At 55.2% G+C, this 21,996-nt stretch carries 21 protein-coding genes; 9 read left to right on the forward strand and 12 right to left on the reverse strand.

Features of this window, described 5'->3' with window-relative positions; genetic code table 11:
- Window positions 1–17 precede the first annotated feature (17 nt).
- The 3 genes from DOQ08_RS07020 to DOQ08_RS07030 are packed head-to-tail and all read left to right on the forward strand — an operon-like array spanning window position 18 to window position 2,607.
- The gene (locus DOQ08_RS07020; protein WP_114334200.1) at window positions 18–560 is read left to right on the forward strand and encodes an adenine phosphoribosyltransferase; all 543 of its coding nucleotides are present in this window, start codon (window positions 18–20) and stop codon (window positions 558–560) included.
- Between the two features lie 21 nt (window positions 561–581).
- Window positions 582–1,244, forward strand: coding sequence for a fumarylacetoacetate hydrolase family protein (locus DOQ08_RS07025; protein ID WP_114334201.1), 663 nt, complete (start codon window positions 582–584; stop codon window positions 1,242–1,244).
- Window positions 1,245–1,302: 58 nt separating this feature from the next.
- Complete coding sequence (locus DOQ08_RS07030) at window positions 1,303–2,607, forward strand: ABC1 kinase family protein (RefSeq protein WP_114334202.1); 1,305 nt, start codon at window positions 1,303–1,305, stop codon at window positions 2,605–2,607.
- A 146-nt stretch (window positions 2,608–2,753) separates the two neighbouring features.
- Here DOQ08_RS07030 and DOQ08_RS07035 read toward each other — a convergent pair whose 3' ends face one another.
- Entirely contained in the window at window positions 2,754–3,440 is a 687-nt protein-coding gene (locus DOQ08_RS07035) for an SIR2 family NAD-dependent protein deacylase (protein ID WP_114334203.1), read from the reverse strand.
- On the reverse strand, window positions 3,440–4,843 hold the full coding sequence (locus DOQ08_RS07040) for an FAD-binding oxidoreductase (RefSeq protein ID WP_114334714.1): 1,404 nt from the start codon (window positions 4,841–4,843) through the stop codon (window positions 3,440–3,442). The genes DOQ08_RS07035 and DOQ08_RS07040 overlap by 1 nt, the downstream gene beginning before the upstream one ends.
- A 187-nt stretch (window positions 4,844–5,030) precedes the next feature.
- On the opposite strand from DOQ08_RS07040, the gene serA reads away from it, so the two are divergent.
- A complete protein-coding gene (gene serA / locus DOQ08_RS07045) occupies window positions 5,031–6,260 on the forward strand; it encodes a phosphoglycerate dehydrogenase (RefSeq protein ID WP_114334204.1) in 1,230 nt (409 codons plus the stop codon).
- A 74-nt stretch (window positions 6,261–6,334) separates the two neighbouring features.
- On the opposite strand, the gene DOQ08_RS07050 is transcribed toward serA, so the two are convergent.
- From DOQ08_RS07050 to DOQ08_RS07060, 3 genes are all read right to left on the reverse strand, one after another.
- Entirely contained in the window at window positions 6,335–7,636 is a 1,302-nt protein-coding gene (locus DOQ08_RS07050) for a S8 family peptidase (protein ID WP_114334205.1), read from the reverse strand.
- A 196-nt stretch (window positions 7,637–7,832) separates the two neighbouring features.
- A complete protein-coding gene (locus DOQ08_RS07055) occupies window positions 7,833–8,489 on the reverse strand; it encodes an OmpA family protein (protein WP_114334206.1) in 657 nt (218 codons plus the stop codon).
- Window positions 8,490–8,538: 49 nt separating this feature from the next.
- Window positions 8,539–9,528 (reverse strand): alpha/beta hydrolase, encoded by a 990-nt coding sequence (locus DOQ08_RS07060; RefSeq protein ID WP_114334207.1) that lies wholly within the window; start codon window positions 9,526–9,528, stop codon window positions 8,539–8,541.
- 70 nt (window positions 9,529–9,598) lie between these two features.
- Between DOQ08_RS07060 and DOQ08_RS07065 the strand changes: the two genes are divergently transcribed.
- Entirely contained in the window at window positions 9,599–10,492 is an 894-nt protein-coding gene (locus DOQ08_RS07065) for an alpha/beta hydrolase (protein WP_114334208.1), read from the forward strand.
- On the opposite strand, the gene DOQ08_RS07070 is transcribed toward DOQ08_RS07065, so the two are convergent.
- The 4 genes from DOQ08_RS07070 to DOQ08_RS07085 are packed head-to-tail and all read right to left on the reverse strand — an operon-like array spanning window position 10,470 to window position 14,494.
- Window positions 10,470–10,748, reverse strand: a complete 279-nt coding sequence (locus tag DOQ08_RS07070) for a GIY-YIG nuclease family protein (RefSeq protein WP_114334209.1) — start codon at window positions 10,746–10,748, stop codon at window positions 10,470–10,472. The two genes, DOQ08_RS07065 and DOQ08_RS07070, sit on opposite strands and share 23 nt — an antisense overlap.
- Window positions 10,741–11,646, reverse strand: a complete 906-nt coding sequence (locus tag DOQ08_RS07075; RefSeq protein ID WP_114334210.1) for a DMT family transporter — start codon at window positions 11,644–11,646, stop codon at window positions 10,741–10,743. The genes DOQ08_RS07070 and DOQ08_RS07075 overlap by 8 nt, the downstream gene beginning before the upstream one ends.
- On the reverse strand, window positions 11,646–13,028 hold the full coding sequence (locus DOQ08_RS07080; protein WP_114334211.1) for a sigma-54-dependent transcriptional regulator: 1,383 nt from the start codon (window positions 13,026–13,028) through the stop codon (window positions 11,646–11,648). Before DOQ08_RS07080 ends, DOQ08_RS07075 begins: the two co-directional genes overlap by 1 nt.
- Window positions 13,025–14,494 carry a sensor histidine kinase gene (locus DOQ08_RS07085; protein ID WP_114334212.1) on the reverse strand — a complete coding sequence of 490 codons (1,470 nt, stop codon included), beginning with the start codon at window positions 14,492–14,494 and terminating at the stop codon, window positions 13,025–13,027. Before DOQ08_RS07085 ends, DOQ08_RS07080 begins: the two co-directional genes overlap by 4 nt.
- Window positions 14,495–14,720: 226 nt before the next feature.
- Here DOQ08_RS07085 and DOQ08_RS07090 point away from each other — a divergent pair, with 226 nt between their 5' ends.
- Window positions 14,721–15,125, forward strand: coding sequence for a DUF4168 domain-containing protein (locus DOQ08_RS07090; protein WP_114334213.1), 405 nt, complete (start codon window positions 14,721–14,723; stop codon window positions 15,123–15,125).
- A 50-nt stretch (window positions 15,126–15,175) separates the two neighbouring features.
- Here the strand turns inward: DOQ08_RS07090 and DOQ08_RS07095 are convergent, their stop codons facing one another.
- The 3 genes from DOQ08_RS07095 to DOQ08_RS07105 are packed head-to-tail and all read right to left on the reverse strand — an operon-like array spanning window position 15,176 to window position 18,054.
- Complete coding sequence (locus DOQ08_RS07095; RefSeq protein WP_114334214.1) at window positions 15,176–15,976, reverse strand: mechanosensitive ion channel family protein; 801 nt, start codon at window positions 15,974–15,976, stop codon at window positions 15,176–15,178.
- Between the two features lie 9 nt (window positions 15,977–15,985).
- Complete coding sequence (locus DOQ08_RS07100; RefSeq protein WP_114334215.1) at window positions 15,986–17,197, reverse strand: hypothetical protein; 1,212 nt, start codon at window positions 17,195–17,197, stop codon at window positions 15,986–15,988.
- A gap of 17 nt (window positions 17,198–17,214) precedes the next feature.
- Entirely contained in the window at window positions 17,215–18,054 is an 840-nt protein-coding gene (locus tag DOQ08_RS07105) for a 23S rRNA (adenine(2030)-N(6))-methyltransferase RlmJ (protein WP_114334216.1), read from the reverse strand.
- Between the two features lie 177 nt (window positions 18,055–18,231).
- On the opposite strand from DOQ08_RS07105, the gene DOQ08_RS07110 reads away from it, so the two are divergent.
- From DOQ08_RS07110 to DOQ08_RS07120, 3 genes are read left to right on the forward strand one after another with little or no spacing between them, the layout of a single operon-like run.
- Window positions 18,232–19,524 (forward strand): imelysin family protein, encoded by a 1,293-nt coding sequence (locus tag DOQ08_RS07110; RefSeq protein WP_206074802.1) that lies wholly within the window; start codon window positions 18,232–18,234, stop codon window positions 19,522–19,524.
- 6 nt (window positions 19,525–19,530) lie between these two features.
- Window positions 19,531–20,934, forward strand: a complete 1,404-nt coding sequence (locus DOQ08_RS07115; protein WP_114334217.1) for a di-heme oxidoreductase family protein — start codon at window positions 19,531–19,533, stop codon at window positions 20,932–20,934.
- 9 nt (window positions 20,935–20,943) lie between these two features.
- Window positions 20,944–21,987, forward strand: a complete 1,044-nt coding sequence (locus DOQ08_RS07120) for an imelysin family protein (RefSeq protein WP_114334218.1) — start codon at window positions 20,944–20,946, stop codon at window positions 21,985–21,987.
- The last annotated feature ends 9 nt before the right edge of the window (window positions 21,988–21,996 follow it).

Below are 21,996 nucleotides of genomic sequence, written 5' to 3' on the forward strand. Positions count from 1 at the left end.
TCCAGAACAGGTGAGTTATGGATTATTTTTCCCAGAGCATCAAACAAGCCATCCGTACCGTTCCAAACTGGCCAAAAGAAGGCGTGTCGTTCCGTGACATCACCACGGTCCTGCAAGACAAAACCGCCTTCCGTAAACTGATCGATGCCTTCGTGCACCGCTACCATGGCCAGCACATTGATGCCGTCGCGGCGGTGGACGCTCGCGGCTTCATCATCGGTTCCGCTTTGGCTTACGAACTGAACGCGTCGCTCGTGCTGGTCCGCAAGAAAGGCAAGCTGCCGTTCGACACCATGGTCGAAGACTACGAACTGGAATACGGCACCGCGTCCGTCGAACTGCACAAAGATGCCTTCCATGCCGGCGACAAAGTTGTGCTGGTAGACGACCTGATCGCCACCGGTGGCACCATGCTTGCCGCCAGCCGGCTGATCCGCCGTATTGGCGCGGAAATCGTAGAAGTCGCCGCGATGATCGATCTGCCGGATCTAGGCGGTTCCGCTAAGCTGCAGGAAGAAGGCTTGCCGGTTTATACTGTGTGTTCGTTCGAAGGAGAATAATCACTCAGTCAGGAGGCGACCATGCCCGGTTATCAACACCTTTGGAAAGACGGCACACCGGTCCATTTACCCCTTGGTAAAATCGTGTGCATTGGTCGCAACTACGCCGAACACGCCCGGGAACTGAACAACCCGGTACCCAGTGAGCCGCTGCTGTTCATCAAACCTTCCACCGCAGCGACTCACATCACCCGACCTCTCGAACTACCTCGCGATCAAGGTCAGGTGCACTTCGAAACCGAGCTTGCGGTTCTCATTGGACGACCACTGACCAACGCCTCTGCCAGCGAAGCCGAACTGGCGATTCTCGGCTACGGTCTAGCACTGGACCTGACGCTCCGCGACCTGCAAACCAAGCTCAAAGAGAAGGGTCATCCGTGGGAGCGCGCCAAAGCCTTCGACGGTGCCTGCCCGCTATCCCCCTTTGTGCCGGCCGACAAGCTCCCCAGAGACAATATTCACTTCACCCTTGATATCGATGGTCGCAGGCAACAGACCGGCGATACCCGTGATATGCTCAATACCATCGTACCGCTCATTGCCCACATGAGCAGCCAATTCTCACTGCTCCCGGGCGATGTCGTGCTGACCGGCACCCCAAAAGGCGTAGGCCCTCTGGAATCAGGGCAAACGCTGTCATTGGAGCTGGAGGATGTACTGTTTGTGGAAACCAAAGTCCTCTGATCGGCTGCTGCCATGGGCTTTCGGTTAAACTTCCGAGCTAGGGAAATCGCACGTCACTATGGCCAAGAAACCCGTCACTTCACGTTCAGGCCGTTTTCTCAAACTGGCCGGCATGACCGCTTCCGTAGCCACTGAATACGCCGGACAAAAAGCCCGCGGCCTGTTTCGCACCGTTGATGATGAAGGCGCGAAAAGCGAAAGCTACACCCGCATGGCGAGCCAGATTGCCGACACGCTCGGAGAAATGAAAGGCGCCGTCATGAAGGTAGGCCAGATAGCCTCTCAGACTCAGGACTTCTTACCGAAAGAGTTTTCCGACGCACTGGAAAAACTGCAAAAAGAAGCGCCGCCTATGCCGTTCGAGGTCATTCTGGAGCAGGTTGAATCGGAGCTTGGCAAACCGGTCAGCGAACTCTTCGAATACCTTCAGGAAACCCCTTACGCCTCGGCATCCATCGGCCAGGTGCACCGCGCCCGCATGCACGATGGCACAGATGTGATTGTAAAGGTGCAGTATCCCGGTGTTGACGAATCTTGCGACTCGGATCTGAAACAACTGCGCATGGCGTTAAAACTCGGCGGTCTGCTGAAGATGCCAAAAGAAAGCGTCGATCTGCTGTTCGGAGAAATCCGGGAACGCCTGAAGGAAGAGCTGGACTACGAGAACGAGGCTCAAAACCTCAAAATCTTCGGTGAATTCCACAAAGACCAACCTTGGGTCATCATCCCGAAGGTCATCGATAGCCACTCCACACGCCGAGTTCTGACGCTGGAACTGGTCGAAGGCGATCACATCAGCAAGGTCACACCTGACCGCTACTCTCAGGAAACCTTGAACCTCATCGGCCACCGCATCTTCACCATCATGGCTGATCAATTGTTCCGGTTCCAATGCATTCACGGTGATCCGCACGCAGGCAACTTTGCCTACCGGCCAGATGGCACCATCGTCATGTACGATTTTGGCTGCGTGAAGAAACTGAAACCGGAAATTGTGGAGGCTTACCGGAAAGCTCTCATCTCTGCACTGGAAGAAGACTACAGCAGTCTCGATCAACATCTGATCGACCTAGGCGCTCGCGTAGGTAGCCAGCCGGCCATCGACGAAGCCTACTACGCCATGTGGCGCGATATCTTGATCGTGCCTTTCGTGGATGATGAGCCGTATGACTTTGCGGAAGCCGATATCCACAAGCAAGTGGCAGCAAAAACCAGCACGGTCTTTAAGTACCTGGATTCGTTTAAACCACCGGTCGAAAGCATTTTTATAGACAGGATGATTGCAGGGCATTACTGGATGTTGAAGCGACTAGGTGTGCAAGCTGCATTCAAAACAGAACTGGAGAAATACCTCCAAAGCTGAGGCGTATGTAATCAGGTGCAAGCCCTGTCGGGGGACGCTGTCCAAAAATGTGCGCAGCCATGGATGGCGGAGCAGAAGCGTCACATGGACGTGCCGAAGGAGCGGTTTTTGGACAGCGTCCCCCGACAGGGCCCAAGCTCTTCAGTCTATCCGCTAAAACCTAACGCATTCACCCACTCTGCCAAGCCTTCACTGGCGCCTTTTCGGATTACCCGGGCCCGGGAAACTGTTGCTGGCTCGCCGGGGTCGATAACTGTAATCGGCACATCAATATCCACTTCATGAACCAATCCAGCGGCGGGATACACCTGCAGAGACGTGCCAATAATCAACAAGCGGTCAGCAGTGCCCACCAACTCAGCAGCCGCATCCAGCATTGGTACTTCTTCACCGAACCAGACAATATGCGGGCGCAGCTGGCCGCCGCGGTCGCAGGTGTCACCGGGCTGGATATCACGGTAGCCAATGTCGTAGACCAACTGAGGATCAACTGTGCTTCGCGCTTTGGTCAACTCACCGTGCAAATGCACCACATTGGTTGAACCGCCCCGCTCGTGCAGGTCATCAACGTTTTGAGTGATCACCGTAACCCGGTACCGGCTTTCAAGTTCCGCCAGCAAGCGGTGAGCCGGATTGGGTTCGACTTCCTGAAGCTGCCGGCGCCGTTCGTTGTAGAACCGGAGCACCAGGTCACGGTTCCGTTGGAAGGCTTCCGGCGTGGCTACGTCGTACACACTGTGTTTTTCCCACAATCCATCGTTATCCCGGAAGGTGGAAAGACCGCTTTCGGCGCTGACACCAGCGCCGGTGAGTACAACGATATGCTCTTTCATCAGTCGAAAATCTTACCTGGGTTCATGATGCCGTTCGGGTCGAATGCCAGCTTAATACCTTTAAGGTAGGCAATTTCAGCTTCACTGCGAGTGTAGTGCAAGTACGGCTTTTTTGTCATGCCAACGCCGTGCTCCGCAGACACACTTCCCTGGTAGCGCTCAACAATCTCGAACACCCACTTGTTTACCTGCTGGCACTTCTCGAAGAAGTCTTCCTTAGCCATATCTTCAGGCTTCAGAATGTTCAGGTGCAGGTTGCCGTCGCCGATGTGGCCGAACCAGATGATTTCGAAATCCGGGTAATGCTCGGTCACTACGCTGTCGATTTCCTGCAGGAAGCCCGGCACCTTGGAAACCACTACAGAAATGTCGTTCTTGTAGGGAATGCGCGGGGCGATGGATTCGGAAATCCGCTCCCGTAGCTGCCACAGGCCGTTGGCCTGAGTTTCGCTCTGGCTGATGACACCGTCTAGCACCCAGCCTTTTTCCACGCACTCTTCAAACAGTGTCATGGCGTCGTCCATCACCTGATCAGACACGGCCTCGAATTCCAGAAGCGCATAGTAAGGCGCTTCGGTTTCAAACGGCGCCTGAACCTGGCCGTGGGCCAAAACGTGTTGCATGGCTTGGTGGGAGAAGAATTCGTAAGCGGTCAGGTCCAGTTTACTCTGGAAAGACTGCAACACATCCATGGTGTTGACCAGATCGTTAAGGCCCAGCACCAGCACTGTCAGATTATCCGGCTTGCGGGTCAGCTTCATGGTGGCTTCGGTGATGAAGCCCAAGGTGCCTTCTGCGCCGATAAACAGATGGCGCAAATCATAGCCGGTGTTGTTCTTGGCCAGATCTTTGTTCAAATCCAGTATGTCGCCCTTACCGGTCACTACCTTCAGGCCGGCCACCCAATCACGGCTCATTCCGTAACGAATCACTTTGATGCCACCGGCGTTGGTAGACAGGTTGCCACCCAGCTGGCTGGAACCGGCGGAAGCGAAGTCCACGGGGTAATACAGACCATTATCTTCCGCGAAGTTTTGCAGTTGCTCGGTCACCACCCCGGCCTGGCAACGCACAGTCCGGTCGCTGGCGTTAAAATCCAGCACCTGATTCATGTTGTCGAACGCCACTACGATTTCGCCGTTGGCAGCCACTGCGCCGGCACTCAACCCCGTGCGCCCGCCCGATGGCACCAAACCGATTTTGTTCTCGTTGGCAAACTTAACCACTGCCTGCACCTGCTCTGTGGTTTTCGGCAGAACAATGGCCAGCGGCTTGGGCGGATAAATTTTGGTCCAGTCCTTACCGTAGGTGTCCAGATCGGAAGGATCAGTCAGTACTTTGCCCGGGTTTTCAGCGGTCGTAACCAGTTCTTCAAGGGCGGCAATGATCTGTTCGGAACTCATGAGCGTGTCGGTCTCGTAGGTTTGGGCTCTGGTTTGATCAAAATCAATACAAAAAGAATTGATCCAGGCAAACCGGCGCACTGTGAAAATCGTTCTTTATGGTATCATACCGCCCCTGTTCTGTGAGCTAGGCCGACGATCCTGGCCGCAGGTCATTTCACGTGACGAAAGGTTCGGAAGCACGCCCATGTCAAATACGTCTCTCGAAAAGAGCAAAATCCGGATCCTGCTGCTGGAAGGCGTCCATCAATCTGCCATTGATACCCTAAACGCTGCGGGCTACACCAATATTGAGTACCTGACTCATTCACTCGCTGAAGAAGAGCTGATTGAAAAAATCGCCGATGCGCATTTCGTAGGCATTCGCTCTCGCACTCAGTTGACTGAGAAAGTATTTGAGTCCGCTAAAAAGCTGGTCGCTGTGGGCTGCTTCTGCATCGGTACCAACCAGGTTAACCTGCAGGCCGCAACCCGTCGCGGTATCGCGGTGTTCAACGCGCCTTTCTCCAACACTCGCTCTGTAGCTGAACTGGTTCTGGCGCAGGCCATCCTGTTGTTGCGCGGCGTACCCGAGAAGAGTGCCAAAGCGCACCGCGGTGAGTGGTTGAAGTCTGCCAAAGACAGCTACGAAATCCGTGGCAAGAAGCTGGGCATCATTGGTTACGGTAACATCGGTACTCAGTTCAGTGTTCTGGCCGAAGGTCTGGGCATGGACGTGTACTTCTACGACGTGGTTTCCAAGCTGCCGATTGGTAACGCCACTCAAGTCGGTTCTTTGAAAGAACTGCTGAACATCGCCGACGTGGTTTCTTTGCACGTACCGGAAACGCCGTCCACCAAGTATATGTTCAAAGCAGAACAGCTGGCTCAGATGAAGCCTGGCTCCATCCTGATGAACGCCTCTCGCGGCACTGTGGTCGATATCGACGCTCTGGCTGACACACTGCGCTCCGGCAAACTGCTGGGTGCTGCCATCGACGTGTTCCCGGTTGAGCCGAAGTCCAACGACGAAGAGTTTGTTTCTCCGCTGCGCGAATTCGATAACGTGATCCTGACCCCGCACGTGGGTGGCTCTACCATCGAAGCTCAGGAAAACATCGGTCGCGAAGTGGCTGAAAAGCTCGCTATGTACAGCGACAACGGCACCTCCGTTTCTTCCGTGAACTTCCCGGAAGTTGCGCTGCCTTCGCATCCGGACCAACACCGCTTGCTGCACATTCACGAGAACGTGCCGGGCGTTATGTCCGAGATCAACCAGGTGTTCTCCGAGAACAACATCAACATTTGTGGCCAGTACCTGCAAACCAAAGAAGACATTGGTTACGTGGTTGTTGATGTCGATAAAGCCTACGGCGAGCTTGCACTTGAGAAGCTGCGTCAGGTTAAGGGCACGATTCGTACCCGCGTACTGTTCTGAGATAAGCCGTAACGGCGAATTCAGGCACAAAAAAACCGGAACATTGTTCCGGTTTTTTTGTGCCTTTTTAACGGTTACTGCGGTGCACGCAACAACAAGTTCGGCGAACCGGCCTTGATACCGTTCAGCACATTGCCCGTACCCAGATTAATCACGGCATCCGCAACCTGAGCTGGCGTGAGCCCCGGCTGCTCAGACAAGATCAAAGCCGAAACACCCGCCACGTGCGGCGATGCCATCGACGTACCACTGATGGTATTCGTTTGATTGTCGCCCTCATGCCATGCAGCGGTAATATCCGAGCCCGGTGCAAAAATGTCCAAACACTGGCCGTGGTTGGAGAAGGATGAACGCTGGTCATCGCGAGTCGTACTACCCACAGTGATAGCAGGCTCTACCCGGTTCGGAGAACCGCCGCACGCATCGGCATCGTCATTACCCGCAGCGACCACAAAGGTTACACCCTCTTCGATGGCGCCACGCACCGCGCTATCCAGCGCTTCGGAAGCACCGCCACCCAACGACATATTCGCAACCGCCGGAGCCTGGTGATTGGCAGCTACCCAGTCAACACCGGCAATCACATCGGCGTTGCTACCGGAACCGGAGCAATCCAGAACTCGCACGGCAGCAATCGAAGCCTGTTTGGCCACACCGTATGTTGAGCCCACTGAAGTGCTGGCTACGTGGGTGCCGTGGCCGTTACAGTCAGTAGTGTCTGTCGCATCGGTCGCACCACCCAGGTTAAGAAACGGCCCAACCAAAGGCAGTGCTCCCAATCCTAGAAAGCCGGCATCGTTGACCGCAAAGTTACGACCTTCAATCACTCGGCCAGCAAATTCCTGATGGGTGTCACGAAGCCCGGTATCAATCACGTACACGCTGACACCAGCACCCGCGGAAGCCGGGTAACGATACTGCTCATCCAGGGGAAGAACTGTCTGATCGATGCGATCCAGCCCCCAGGTAGCACCGGGCTGAGTTGCCGAGTTCGCCGCAACAACGCGATCCTGCTCAACGCTCAATACACCCGGCAACGAAGACAAAAGATCCGCCTGCTGCTCGGTGAGCGCCAAAGCCGCTCCCGTCAATGCTGTTTGGTATACGTGCACCACTTCACCACCGCCCACGGCCATCAGCAGCGACTGAATACCGGCGGTCAAATCACCCAGCCCCAACAAGTCCGGAAGCGCGGGGTCGAGCGTCACAATGTATCGACCGGGAATCGCGTCGCCCGCTTGCAGAGTAACGGTTTGGCCTGAAGTGTTTGCCGAACCGGTCAGGCCCAACGTATCAAACAATCCAGCCTGAGCGGGAGTTGTGAAAAGAAGGCAAGCACTTAAGCCGGCAGCGGTGATCAGTGCATGTTTTTTCATAGAATACTGCTCTCTTGTTGTCGTTAGCTGAGTAAGAGAACTTGCCATAGCGAGAACCAGTTCACAGTACCCAATCAGGCCAACTCAAAAGCCGCACGCTATAAAACAAAAAAGCTTCGCGACCCAAAGGTAGCGAAGCTTCTAGATACCCGGCATCGCCGGGTAACGAAACAACCCTATGCTGAACGCACAACGCTTACTGCATTGGCACCAGCGTCAGCTCAACACGACGGTTCTGTTCACGTCCCGCTGCCGTTTCATTAGAGGCAATGGGCGAACGCTCACCGTAACCGGTCGCGCGGGTCCGTCTTGGCTCAATTCCTTGATTCATCAAGAAGTCCCGTACAGAAGAAGCGCGACGCTCACTCAACAGCTGGTTGTAGCTGTCACGACCGGTGCTGTCGGTATGACCATCAATCTGAATGATGGTTTTATCAAATTCTTTCAATACCAGCGCCACCGATTCCAGCGTACCGGTAAAGCCGGAACGGATGCTGGACTGGTCAGTGTTAAAGGTGATGTTACCCGGCATAACCAATTCGATCTGGTCGCCATTACGAACCACACGAACGCCCGTGCCTTCCAGTCTTTGACGGAGTTGCGCTTCCTGACGGTCCATGTAGTAACCAATGCCACCGCCCACTGCAGCACCGCCTGCGGCACCAATCAGCGCACCCTTGCCACGGTCGCTTTTGCTAGAGGTAGCTGCACCTATGGCCGCGCCGCCCAGAGCACCAATGATGCTGCCCTTGGTTGCGTTGGAGGTTTTCTCTTCCCCGGTGTACGGGTCGTAGGTCATACAGCCACTCAGGCCCACCGTAGCAACGGCAAAGGCAAGGATTGTTTTCTTCATCACAAACTCCTGATGCTATTAGTTATTAATCCGGCCATTCTCGACCGCATTACTGCGAGAACGTATCAATAATGGTATTAAATACCGTCGCCTGCAAATCCTTGGCCTCATTGACCAAGTGATGGCGCCCATCCGGAATAATGCGTTCGTTGACGGACGAAAACTTGTTCCGAATGATCCGCAAGTTGTGTTGCCAGTCGACGGTCAGGTCTTTTTTACCCTGCACAACCGTTACCGGGAAATCCACCGGCCGTGCCGATTCAATGTGCGGCACCCATTTGCGCAAAGCCGTTACCCAGTCCACATGCACTGCACGCGCCTGCAATGGGTCATGCTCCCGAAGAAACTTCAGGAACCGGGTATTGCTGCTATTCTGGCCAAAGGCTCTGCGCCAGCGGCTCAGGAACGGGCGCGCGACACTGTGCAGCACCTTGGCACCCAACCAGCCCATAGGCCTTACCAGCGGTGCCAGTAACACCACCTTCCGGAAAGCCGATGTTTCCTGGTTATGGTGGTTAGACAACAGATAGTCGATAAGAATCGCACCGCCTGTGCTTTGCCCAACTGCAAACCACGGCCCCCGAACTTTATCGTCCACCTGCGTCATAACGGCCGACAAAACCGCTTGGTACTCCAAGAAGCTACCAATCGCTGCCGGCGTGCCACTGGACAAACCATGCCCCGGCTGGTCATACGCCAGGACATCAAAGCCCGCCCCCAGGCATCGATCAATAAGTTGGGTATACAACCCGACATGATCAAAGTAACCGTGCAATATAAACACGGTGCCTTTGGACTCGACCGCATCCGGCAACCGGAAATAATGCACCATGACCTCATGATGCTGAGCCTTGATGTAGCCTTGGTGATAGGTTACCTCTGGGTGTTCCACCCACAGGTCCAAACCGTAAAACCGACAATAGGCTTCCATTTCGGAACTCAGTTCCCGGGGCTTCTGCGGATTGAACGGTTCCAGCCGATCAAGCAACGAGTGCCTGTCCCAGTTCGGTATTTCTATGGTATCTGTTTTCCAGTACACGTAGAGTTAAACGCCTGTCATGTGTCAATAATTGACGCTCATCGTAACGCATTCACAGGGGAGAGCACAGATGTTCCAACCGCTACTTGAAGCCATCTTGCGCCAGACAATGTGCCGACTCGTGCGCCCTCTGCTTTCAAACGGGGTGTCATTAGAGCTTCAACGCAAGCTGATTCGACAAGCCTATAGAACGTCTTTGCCTCCCCGAAGCGTTCGGTTCACCAGCGACACTCTGGGGCAGGTACCGGTTTTACGCGGCCTGCCGAATACCCGCTCAACGGGCACCATCGTGTACCTCCACGGCGGTGGTTATATCCTCGGTTCTGCCGCCACGCATAAAGGCATTGCCGGCCATTTGGCAAAACTGACGGGTTGCGAAGTCATCATTCCGGATTATCGGCTGGCCCCCGAGCACCCGTATCCCGCGGCACCAGACGATGCCGAAGCCGTATTTCAGGCGGTGATTCGCGAAGGCAAACCCGCAGAAAGAATTGCGATAGCCGGGGATTCGGCCGGTGGAGGGCTGGCGTTGGTGCTAGCCATGCGCCTTCGAGAACATGGGCAGCCCCTACCGTCTTCTATTACATGTTTTTCACCTTGGACGGATTTGACGAGCCAGCAACTCTACTCTCCCGAATGCGAACCGGTTCTTCACGCAAGCTGGGTTTTCAAAGCCGCGAAAATGTATGCCGGTGAAGGGGCGCTGACAGACCCCATGATTTCTCCCGCATTCGGCGATTTGAAAGGACTACCGCCAACCCTGATTCAGGTAGGCAGCCAGGAAATCTTGCTGAATGATGCTACGCGTCTGGCAGACGCTGCGAAAACAGCAGAGGTCGATGTAACACTCGAAATCTACAACAGCCTTTGGCACGTATTTCAGACTCACTGCGCCCAATTACAGCGCGCCTCGGATGCGCTCGTCACCGCAGCCAAGCACATCAGGCGTCATCTGGCAGAGTAACCTCTCCTCGCAGCAGGGCTTCTTTTCGCGCCCGCGACCAGCGTTTAATTTGCCACTCCAGTTTGGATGCCCGGCTCCGGTCGCCCGCTACCGCCTGAAACTCCAGCGTCAACGGGCCTTTGCCCCGTAGGCTGCGCGCTCCTTTTGGGGCACCCGCTTTGTGCTCGGAAAAACGTCGGGGAACGTCAGTGGTTATCCCGGTGTACAGGCTGCCAGCAGCCGTGCGCACCAAATACAGGTGCCACTGTTCAGCCATGCTCCAACCCTTGCGCTCGAGCCTGAACTTTCTTTTGCTGCAGCCATAAACCGGCGATGATCAACACCAGCCCAATGTAGGTAGAAGGCAGAATCACTTCACCCAAAATGAAGTAGATAAAGACCAATGACAAGAATGGTGCAATGAAAATCAAATTACTGACTTTTGCCGTATTTTCGGCCTTTTTCATAGCCTGAGACCACAAGATAAACGCAATCCCCATTTCAAAGACACCGATGTATATCGCGGCGGAAACCGATCCAACCCCTGAAAACCCGAACCCGACCGTGTACCAGCACACCGCGGCAATCACCGGCAGGCCAAACAAAAAGTTAAGGAACAGCCCGACAACCGGATCACGGGTATCTCGGGTCGCGATGATCCAGTACGACGCCCACACCAAGGTGCTTGCCAACGCTAGAGAAACTCCAAGCGGGTCTGAAAAATTCAACGATGTCACGGCACCCCGGGTCGCTATCACCACAACACCGGCATAGCACACCAGCCCCGCCAAGATATCAATACGACGCAACTTCTGTCCGAGAAAAGGCACCGATAAATATGCAAGCACTAATGCCCAGGTGTAATTGAGGGGCTGTGCTTCCTGGGCCGGCAGCCGGTCAAACGCACCAAATAATAGAAAGTAATACAGGCATGGATTGATCAGGCCCATACCTATTGACTGCAAGTATTGGGTTTTGCTGAGCTGAAAAACCTGTTGCCACCGGCCCATAATGACCAGAGCCACCGCCATCACAACGATAGAAGCCGAGCATGCCACCAACAACATCTGAACCGGTGCCAAATCCGCCAACGCCAATTTGAAAGCGGTTGCTACCGTAGACCATAGCAACACGGTAGCCAGACCGTACAACATGGCCTGCTTCTGATTTTTCATCACTTCTGCTCCAGAGTGGATTCCAGCCAACGGTAAAGAGTTCGCCTATTAATACCCAATATTTGCGCTGCGCGACGTTTGTTGCCGTCAACCGCGCTCATCACTTGGCGAACGTAATTTTGCTGCAGCGCCTCCAAGGTGGGCCATTCTGGGATATTTGTGCCCTCCGGGTCTATCGTGTTCGCCTGAAAACTCCCTCGTCGTTTGCGAATACGCTCCGGCAAATGTTCCGGCTGAATGGTGCCGCCATCGCAAAACGTGACCGCCCTCTCGATGGCACTGGAAAGCTCCCGCACGTTGCCCGGGAACGGATAATCCATAAGCACTCGCAGCGTTACCTCACTAAACTTGATAAAACCACGACCATGCCTGAGACACGCTTCTTTGAGAAAGTACATGGCGAGAAGTTCGACGTCTTCACCACGCTCCCGCAACGGCGGTACAGAAAGAGAGAGAGTTTCAAGCCGATAATAGAGGTCTTCCCGGAATGCCCCCTCCTCGACGGCCTTCATCAGATTGACGTGTGTAGAGGCCAGTATGCGCACATCAACGGCTTCTTCATGGTCTGCGCCAACCGGCTTGATCGCCCCCTCCTGCAGCACCCGAAGCAGCTTAGCCTGAAGCGACATAGGCATCTCGCCAATCTCGTCCAGCAACAAAGTGCCTCCGCTGGCTTCGGCAAACAGCCCTTTACGGGCCTGCCGCGCACCGGTAAAAGCCCCGGCTTCATGGCCGAAGAATTCGCTTTCCATCAGGTCCGGCGGAATGCCCGCACAGTTTACCGCCAAGAAGGCCTTGCCCGCCCGCTCGCTCTGGTTGTGGATAGCGTGTGCGACTAACTCTTTGCCCGTGCCACTTTCGCCATGAATCAAAACCGCAGCCTGACTGAGTGCAACCTGCCGGATTTCACGTCGCAAACGCTCCATCGCTGAACTGTCACCCACCAACCCCATATTCAACTCACCGTATTGGCGGGACTGAATCTCGGCCAGTTGTCGGTTAATATCGGCCTGCGCCAACAATCTTTTTATTTTCAGACGCAGATGATCGGTAGACAGTGGTTTGGTCAAAAAATCATCTGCTCCCGCCTGCAAAGCTTCGACCGCTTGATCAACCGTGCCAAAGGCGGTGATAACGATAAAGGGAATTCCCGGGTGTTCCGCTTGCTGAAAAGCCAACACTTGCATACCGTCGCCATCAGGCAACCGAAGATCCGAGACAATTAATGCCGGCCGCTGCTCTTTTAAGGCTTTCCGCGCATCTTGCACCGGTGCCGCGCCCACAACGGTGTAGCCATCCGCTTCAAGTTCCTCGGTCAGCAGTTGCCCCAGGCTCGGGTCATCTTCTACCAACAACACCAGCGGTGCGTTTGCCGATATCATGCGACCTCCTTCGGAAAATAAAGACTCATTCGGCAGCCACCCAGATCACTGACATCCACCTCGACCCGGCCACCATGTTCTTTCACAACACTGCTGACCACGGCAAGGCCAAGGCCAGTCCCCTCTCCGGCTGCGCGTGTACTGTAGAAAGGTTCGAATATCCGTGCTCGGTGCTCAGCCGGTATGCCCGGGCCATCATCATCCACCCGCACCTCCCAGCAATCACCGGCCTCGTGGGCCGAGACTTTCAGTTGGCTTCGGGCCGACTGGCATGCATTGCGAATCACGTTCAGACAAGCCAGGCCCACTCGCAAAGGCTCTGCTCGCACAGCCATCGTTTGATCAAGCCCTTCGGTAACCAGTATTGGCGTATTACAACGGCTGTCTTCAGCCACCCATGTCATAACATCCGCAAGAACCGACGACAGGTCCAGCGAGCGGCGTGAATCCGGAACATGACGGAAACAATCCAATAGCTGCTGAATGATCGTGGTCATCCGCGTGACCTGGTGCTCGATATCCGTGAGGTGGCGCTGCTGTGCGTCCGGCAATCCCAAACGTGCAAGAATACGGGCACGCCCCTGTATGACGTTCAAGGGGGCTCCCAACTCATGGGCGACACCGCCCGCAACACGGCCAATCATTGCCACCTTTTCCTGATATTCCAATTGCTCGGCCAGGGCTCGCTCCCGAGCAATTCGCCCTTCAATTTCCGATTCTGCCGCGGCCATCCGTCGGCCCAGTTTCAGAATGCCCCGATGAATCTGCCGAAGCTCCCGGGGGCCAGACGGAGGAACGACCAATAGCCAGTGCCCGGGCGCCAGTCCGGCCATGTTTTCAAGTAAACGGCTAACATGCCGCCCCACCGTTCCGTAATGCCCCAACACGACGACCGCAATCATCATGAAGGAAAAGGCTGTCCAGATCGTAACCGCCCACCAGCGGGACGAGGCCACCAGATCGTGGAAATCGCTACGCTTGCGGGTGACCTGAAGCAGCCCCTGAATACGACCGTCTTCTCCCACTAAGGGCGTAAAGTGAGAAAATACCGATTCACCGTCTACCCGGCGGAATGCCCCGCCCAGTTCCCCGCTGGCGATGACTTTTTCAGCGCTCGCACTGTTGGATACATCGGTGTCCGCGACACCCAAACTAGCGACCCGATCGCTATTTTCATCGAACACCGACGCACCGGATATCCGGCCAATCTTGAAAATGGACTTCAGCGATTCTCCCAGCACCAGCTCATTGCCTTGCGCCAAAGCGTTGGAAACCGGACCGCTCACGGCTTGAGCAACCAGCTCCAGATCTTCTCTCAAGCGATCATTCAGAGCTTTTTCAACGGCTCCCATGCCTATATAAATGGCGATACCGCTGAATAGAACCAGAGGCACCACGATGCTCAAGACCAGGGTCAGCTGAAGCGACCTGAACATATCCCGAATGCGTCGGCTTAAAGGAAACATAAAGGGCTCCTGTTCCTATGTGTCACAGCGTTTCTGACACATGAGGCATTTTGCCACAACCTTCATTACCAACCATTAATCGCAAAAACTTTCAACACACTGATTTTAAAGGAATTAAAAGAAACAAAAGATTGGCATGGCGCCTGCTATAACCAACGTGACATTCACAGAAACGGGGCACTGAGACATTCCGTCCCGGCACAATGAAGCGAAAGGAGCCTGATTTATGAATAAGCTACTTATTTCCGTAACCGCATCTCTGGCACTGATGGCCGCTACGCCAACCATGGCGCAGCAAGAGGGGCAACAGAACCCGGCCAATCCACAGACGCAAAGCCCGGGCTATTCTGATCCCGCGGCTGCCGGCACCCAAAGCACCAATTTCAGCGACGCTCAGCTGAAAGAGTTCATTAAAGCTCAGGACCGTGTCATGGAAGTTCGGGAAGAGTACATAGAGAAGATTGAGGCCGCGGATTCCCAGCAGGAAGCCCAGGAGCTTCAAATGAAAGCCAACGACAAAATGGTTTCTGCAATTCAGGACGCAGGCATCGAGATCTCTACCTACAATGCCATCGCGACCGCATACGGCAGCGAGCCGAAAATCCGCAACCGTGTTGATGCGCTGATGTAATCCCCACTGTCCAGCGTTCAGTTGCCCCGCTTACGCGGGGCTTTTTCGTTTCACTGCAACAGCAATGGCCGTGAAATCATTTTGACCCCCTCTGCGGCGCAAACCTCTGCGGCGCGAGCGGTCAAATCAGCGATAAACCGGGTTTGATCACCCGGTGTTAACGGGTAAGCCTTCAAGCGATACTTCATGCCCATATCCGTTCCCTGCACAGCCACCACAACCGGCTGATAGGTTTTGGTCAGCGGGCAGATATAGATTACATCTCGAAACAGTTCACGCATGCGCGCAACATCGTGGTTGGGTTCAAGATACAGTTCCGCCACACACATGAGGTTATCGGTTCCATCGTTGCCGTTTGCCAGCAGGTTGTTCCACAACAGTCCATGCGGAATAACGATGACCGTATCGTCAAGGGTGACGATTTCGGCAGCCCGAGTGCCAATAGCACGAACCTCGCCGTATTGACCGTTGATCTCAATCCAATCACCCGGCCTGTAGGGCATTTCGTACAAGGTGACAATCCCGGCAATCAAACTGTTGGCGTAATCCTTGAAAGCAAACCCCAAGGCCAAACCCAATGCGCCAAAAATAGCGAGCATGTTTTCGAACGATGGTTCCACCAGAATTGGCACGACCATCACAATGGTCAAGACAATGATCACCAGCCGCAGCAACGGCACCATTGCTAACAAGTACAGTCGAGGTTTACCCGACAGCTTTTGCGCCAGCATCGGCAACAGTTTCTGAACCGCCATGATCAACAACGACGCCAAAGCGACGACCGCAACAGCTTCTATGATGGCGTCTGACGTGATCGTAGACAGCGCACCTTTTAGCCCTAACTCTTCCATCATCTGCTCCTAGCACCCATCTACCGAAAATCCGCGGGCCTGCAAGTGCTTGCGGACAGACGGGTAACCCAGCGGGGTCAGCTGATAAGCTTGCGTGTTTTCATCCTGCACGATCACGTCTGCTCTGAGAAAGCGCGACAGCAGCATTGTCAGCTCCCGAGCCGTAATGCCAGTCACCAACTCAAGGGCGTCAATGGTTAAGCCGCTGTGCAACAGCAAGGCATGCAAAACAATTCCGGCCTGTTGCCCCGAGCTCTGCGGCACGCCGGGTAAACTCAGCTGATCAAACGGCACTACCCAGCACTCAGCGGTTTTACCTGCACCGGCTCCGTTTTCATCTTGCTCGGTATCTTCTTCCGGTTTGGCTCGCAATGCACGCCGCCAAATAGCGTGGGCAACCCCCCGGTTTCCTCTGGCAGCGTTGGCAAGATCCTGCATGAAACAACTGTACTTTTCTTTGGACTCATCGGTCTTGGGTGGCAATACATAGAGACCGTCGTTGGTCATGCGCGCCGTCAGTGACCACCCAGTGCCACCATGGGCTAAAAAATCCAACCAACCGGTTAAACGTTCCGAATCCAAAGGCGCCAATGTTAACGGCCCTACGTGTAACTCTGGCCAGTACCTGACCCAGAACTGCCAGCACCAACTCGAACACGCCACAATGCCACGGCCGGCACTATCCAGAGCGACGCGAGCAAAGAAAGACTTCATCAGGTTCAAACCAGAACGATGGCGCAACCAGAAATTCGCGAGTTCAGGCACCACCCAGTCGTCGTCACCCAGCTGTTCGTCCCACCAACAATCTGCATCTTGTTCCGTCATAAACAGGTTATCCGGTGGCTCGATGACTCGGGACGGCAAGGTCAACAGAGCCTCAGATACCCCGGAAAACGGCGGCACGACAATAAAACTCACCCCGCGGTTGTATACGCCTTGCTGACGCAGTGCTCCGAGCTGTTCCAGGATGGCCGATGCGAAAGCCGATGCATCTGGCTCCGGCGCATACCGCTTCAGTTTTTTAGCGGACAAGGATGGCAAGTCATCCAGACTTTCAAAGGCTTCGCTCTCGGGGGTAAGCCCTGAACGCAATTGTTCGAGTATGTCCTTAAATCCGGCGCGCAGTGTTTTGCGTACCGAAACATCAGGAGTACTCCACTGATCGAGAGGTATTAAGCCGCCCGGCAAGCAAGGTTGACCACTGTCGTTTTCCGTTGCCAAAACTGTCTCCCTTTGTGTTATTCAGGCACCAGCCAATCCAGTGTGGCCGACACTCCTAGTCTAGCCGCGCCCTCAAGCTCCGCCAGCATATCGCTCAGCCGCTGATCAAAGCCCCAAGGGGGGTTAATCACCAACATTCCGGAACCGACCATGCCCCGCTCTGGTGGCTGATCCAGCATGACTTCGCTGCGTAGTACCTTGCGAACGCCACTGCCTTCCACACCGGCAATCAGCTGTTGCTGCAGGCCGCTGGTCAGAATGGGGTACCAAATCAGATACACCCCGTGGCGGCATTTCTTCCAGGCTTGCGCCAAAGTCTTCGCAACCAAGGTGTATTCGTCTTTAACTTCATAGGACGGATCGATCAAGGTCAGCAATCTAGGCTGCGCGGGGGGCAAACACTTTAATAATCCGTTTAATCCGTCTTCATTCAGAACACGCACACCGCTCTTCTCGCCCCAAGTTTCCAGATGCCGCCCCTCGGTCGGGTGCAACTCGAATGTCGTCACCGAATCCCCGGGTCGGCCAAAATTCGCAAACCAGGCGGGAGAGCCGGGGTACAGCGACAAGGTGCCTGCCCCTTTGTTCAAGCTATCTAATAATTCCAGCATTGGCTGCCAGTCTGGTGATTTCAGTTGGCCCCGTAACGCCCACAAACGACGGATACCCGCATCGGACTCTGCGGTTTTTCTGGCCCGTTCACTGGTCAGGTCATAGAGCGCACTGCCCGCGTGGGTATCAAAACACGCGATGGAAGTTTTCTTGGCTTGCATCATACCCAACGCCAGGGTCAATGCCGCGTGTTTCTGAACATCGGCGAAATTTCCTGCGTGAAAGGCGTGAAGGTAACTCAACATATCGGACTCCTGATTTCAGCCGTCCATTAAGCCGCAGACACCCCCCACACACAACACCCGAAGAAGGCCCAATGTCACTTCAAATCAAAAATTCTTGCGCCAACCTTGCCAACGCCTTCATAATGCAAACGCTAACGCTTCCTATTACCAGTCGCACCAAAATACACGGAGTTCCCAATGACCGTTTTGTTCCGCCCGGCTCCACTGGCCATAACCATTGCCGCCACCCTTTCCACCGGCTGTGCTCTCACCAATTCCGCCGCCGAGTCTGAGTCGGTCACAAAAGCGTCTGTTGTTTCCCATTATGCGGATGTAGCCCACGCCAACTACCAAGATGCCTTGATTACAGCTAAAGCACTGGATAAGGCCACTGACCAACTGATAGCCAATCCCACCGAAGCCAATTTGCAAGCAGCCAAAGAAGCTTGGCTGGCAGCCCGCGTGCCCTATCAGCAAACCGAAGTATTCCGTTTCGGTAACACCGTCGTGGACGACTGGGAAGGCCAGCTGAACGCATGGCCACTGGATGAAGGGCTGATCGATTACGTCAAAGCCGACGATTACCAGTACGAGCTAGGCAACGCCGGCGCAACAGCCAACATCATCGCAAACACCAGCGTTAATGTGGGCGGAGAAACCCTGGATACAACGGTCTTAACCCCGGAACTGCTCGCGAACCTAAACGAAATTGGCGGTTCCGAAGCCAACGTAGCCACCGGCTATCACGCGGTGGAATTTTTGTTGTGGGGACAAGACCAGCACGGTTTTGAACAAGGTGCGGGCGAGCGCCCGGTTACCGATTACGCAACAGGTTCTGACTGCACCAACGGCAACTGCGAGCGCCGCGCTGAATATCTGGACGCGGTAACAGACCTGCTGGTTTCTGACCTGGAATGGATGGTGGCGCAATGGGCCCCAGGTAGCGAAAACAACTACCGCAGTGAGCTGACAAACGGCGATGTAGACGAAGCCGTCCAGAAAATGCTGTTTGGCATGGGCTCTTTGTCTCTGGGTGAACTGGCGGGCGAGCGCATGAAAGTGGCTCTGGAAGCCAACTCCTATGAAGACGAACACGACTGCTTCAGCGACAACACCCACAACTCCCATTACTACAATGGCCAGGGTATTCAGAACGTTTACGCCGGCACCTACCGCCGGGTAGATGGCAGCCTGGTCAGCGGCCCGTCATTGTCGGATCTGGTGGAAGCCAACAACCCTGAATTGGACGCTCGCCTGAACGCCCAACTGGATGCTTCCATGAAAGCGCTGGGCCAACTGAAAGCACACGCGGAAAGCAGCGACAACCCGATGGCCTTTGATACGATGATCGCACCGGGCAACACCGAGGGTGCACAGATCGTTAATAACGCCATCATGGCACTGGTTGAACAAACCGGTTCCATTGAACAAGCCGCACGCCAACTCGGCATTGAAGCCCTGTCCCCTGACGATGCCGGCCACGCATTCTGAGGCACGATGAAAAACGCACTGATCTGGGGAACGCTGGCTTTAGCCAGCGTTCCCGTTTTCGCTGCCAGCCATGCTGGCTACCCGATACAAACCACACCGAATACCGGTGGTGAAGGTACGGTTCAACAATCCGACACCAATGCCTATTCGCTGCCCCAAGCCAATTTGTCGATGACCAAGCGGCTGGATTTCAGTGTGGGTAACAGTTTCTTTCGAAACCCTTGGGTTGAAGCACCCGCCAGCACCGATGCCCGCGACGGCCTCGGACCGCTGTTCAATACCAATTCATGCCAGGGCTGCCACATCAAAGATGGTCGCGGCCACCCGCCGGGCGTGAACGAACCGCCCGTCTCCTTGTTCCTTCGGCTGGCCGTACCTGCCGATCCGGTAAAAGATGCCGATGTGCTTCGTATGCAGGGTTTCAAACCGGCTCCGGTTTACGGTGCTCAGCTGCAGACCGCCGCTCTGCCAGCGGCAAAGCCCGAGGCCAACCTGCGTATCGAATGGCAATCCGTCACTGAAACCTTACCCGATGGCCATCAGATTTCTTTACGCAAGCCGGCGTACCACATTGAGACCCCCAACTACGGTCCGCTACCGGACAACCTGTTGATCTCTCCTCGCGTAGCACCGCAAATGATTGGCATGGGGCTGCTGGAAGCCATTCCGGTCGCCGACCTAGAGGCCTTAGCCGACCCAGAAGACAGTAACAAAGACGGTATTTCCGGCAAGCTGAATCAGGTATGGGATTTGGCAACCAAGCAAACCGCTCCGGGACGTTTCGGTTGGAAGGCTGCCGAGCCGAACGTGCATCAGCAGAGCATGGGCGCATTTGCAGGCGATATGGGGCTGACATCCAGCATCAAACTCAACACCGACTGCACGCCCGAACAGAAGTGTGAACAATTCCCCGATGGCGGTGCTCCCGAAGTCACCGATAAAGTCGCCGGTTTTGTCACCTTCTACGCCAAGAGTCTGGCCGTTCCCGCTCGGCGTAACCTGGATCAGGAAACCGTTCAGCAAGGTGCCCGGCATTTCAACGAAATCGGCTGTGCCGCTTGCCATACCCCCAAGCACACCACCGGACAAGTCGCCGATCGGCCGGACCTCAGCAACCAAACCATCTGGCCCTATACCGACCTGTTATTACACGATATGGGCCCGGCACTGGCAGACGGGCGTGACGAGTTTCTGGCCGACGGCAACGAATGGCGCACGCCGCCCCTGTGGGGTACCGGGCTGGTGAAAGTGGTGAATCCGCAAGCAGGATTCCTGCACGATGGCCGCGCCCGAACGCCAGAAGAAGCCATTCTTTGGCACGGCGGCGAAGCGCAAACAGCAGCCGACCGATACCGCCAATTGTCAGCCAGTGATCGACAAGCACTGATCGATTTTCTCAATTCGCTTTAAGGAGTTGCCATGCAGCCCGTCATTCGAGCCTTTTGCGCTTCAGCCCTGGCCATTGTTGCCTCAGCCAGTGTCGTGGCCGCACCGATGGATGGGCCGCAGAGTGCCCGCGCAGGCTGGCACCCGGCGATTCAGTCGGCCTATGACCTGCTCGCCGAGGAAACAAACCAGCTTGCCGAGCAAGCCAGCACCTACTGCGCGGAACCCGGCGCGAATGACAGGGAACGGCTTGAACAACAGTGGCGTGATGCCTTTATGGCTTGGCAACAGGTACGTTTTGTCGATTTCGGGCCGGTAGAAAACAACAATCTGGCCTGGCAATTTCAATTCTGGCCGGACCCGAAAAACCTGGTTGCCCGTAAAGCCGGTTACCTGACGACATCAGACCAGCCCATCACCGCCGATCTTATTGAACAATCGGGCGTAGCCGTTCAGGGCTTTCCGATGCTGGAATACCTGTTGTTTGATAAGCCGTTCTCTACCGGCAAGCACGCGCTACCGGCCACGCACAGCTGCGCACTTTTAACCACTGTCACCCGGCACCTCGCGTCAAACAGCAAGCAGCTTAGCGCCGACTGGCATCATTTCAAAACACCTTACCTGAACACCGAGGCCTATCAAGCCTCTACCATCAAATCGGCCATGGCAGCCTTGGAAATTCTCGAGGAACGGCGACTCGCAAAACCCATGGGGCTGCGCGGCAATGGCAAACGCAACCCTTACCTCACCGATGCCTGGCGCAGTGGAACCAGCCTGTTATCGGTAGAAGCCACCCTACGCGGGCTGCAGCAACATTTCCTGCCTGATTTTCTGGAACTGTTGAAACAAAAGGGTGAATTACAACTCGCCGAGCGAATCCAGCGTCAGTTTGATGCGGCACTGGATAACTTTCCTGAAGCTGATCGCCCGATGACCGCATTGCTGTCGGACGATAACGCCTTTCGCACACTGCAAGGGCTGTACGTCGACGTTTCTCAGCTCACCACTCTCGTCAACGACCAAGCTGCCGTAGCTTTGGGTGTGGTACGCGGTTTCAACTCCAGCGACGGTGATTGAAGGGCCTTG

It is taken from the genome of Marinobacter litoralis (genome assembly GCF_003336705.1).
GTDB lineage: Bacteria > Pseudomonadota > Gammaproteobacteria > Pseudomonadales > Oleiphilaceae > Marinobacter > Marinobacter litoralis.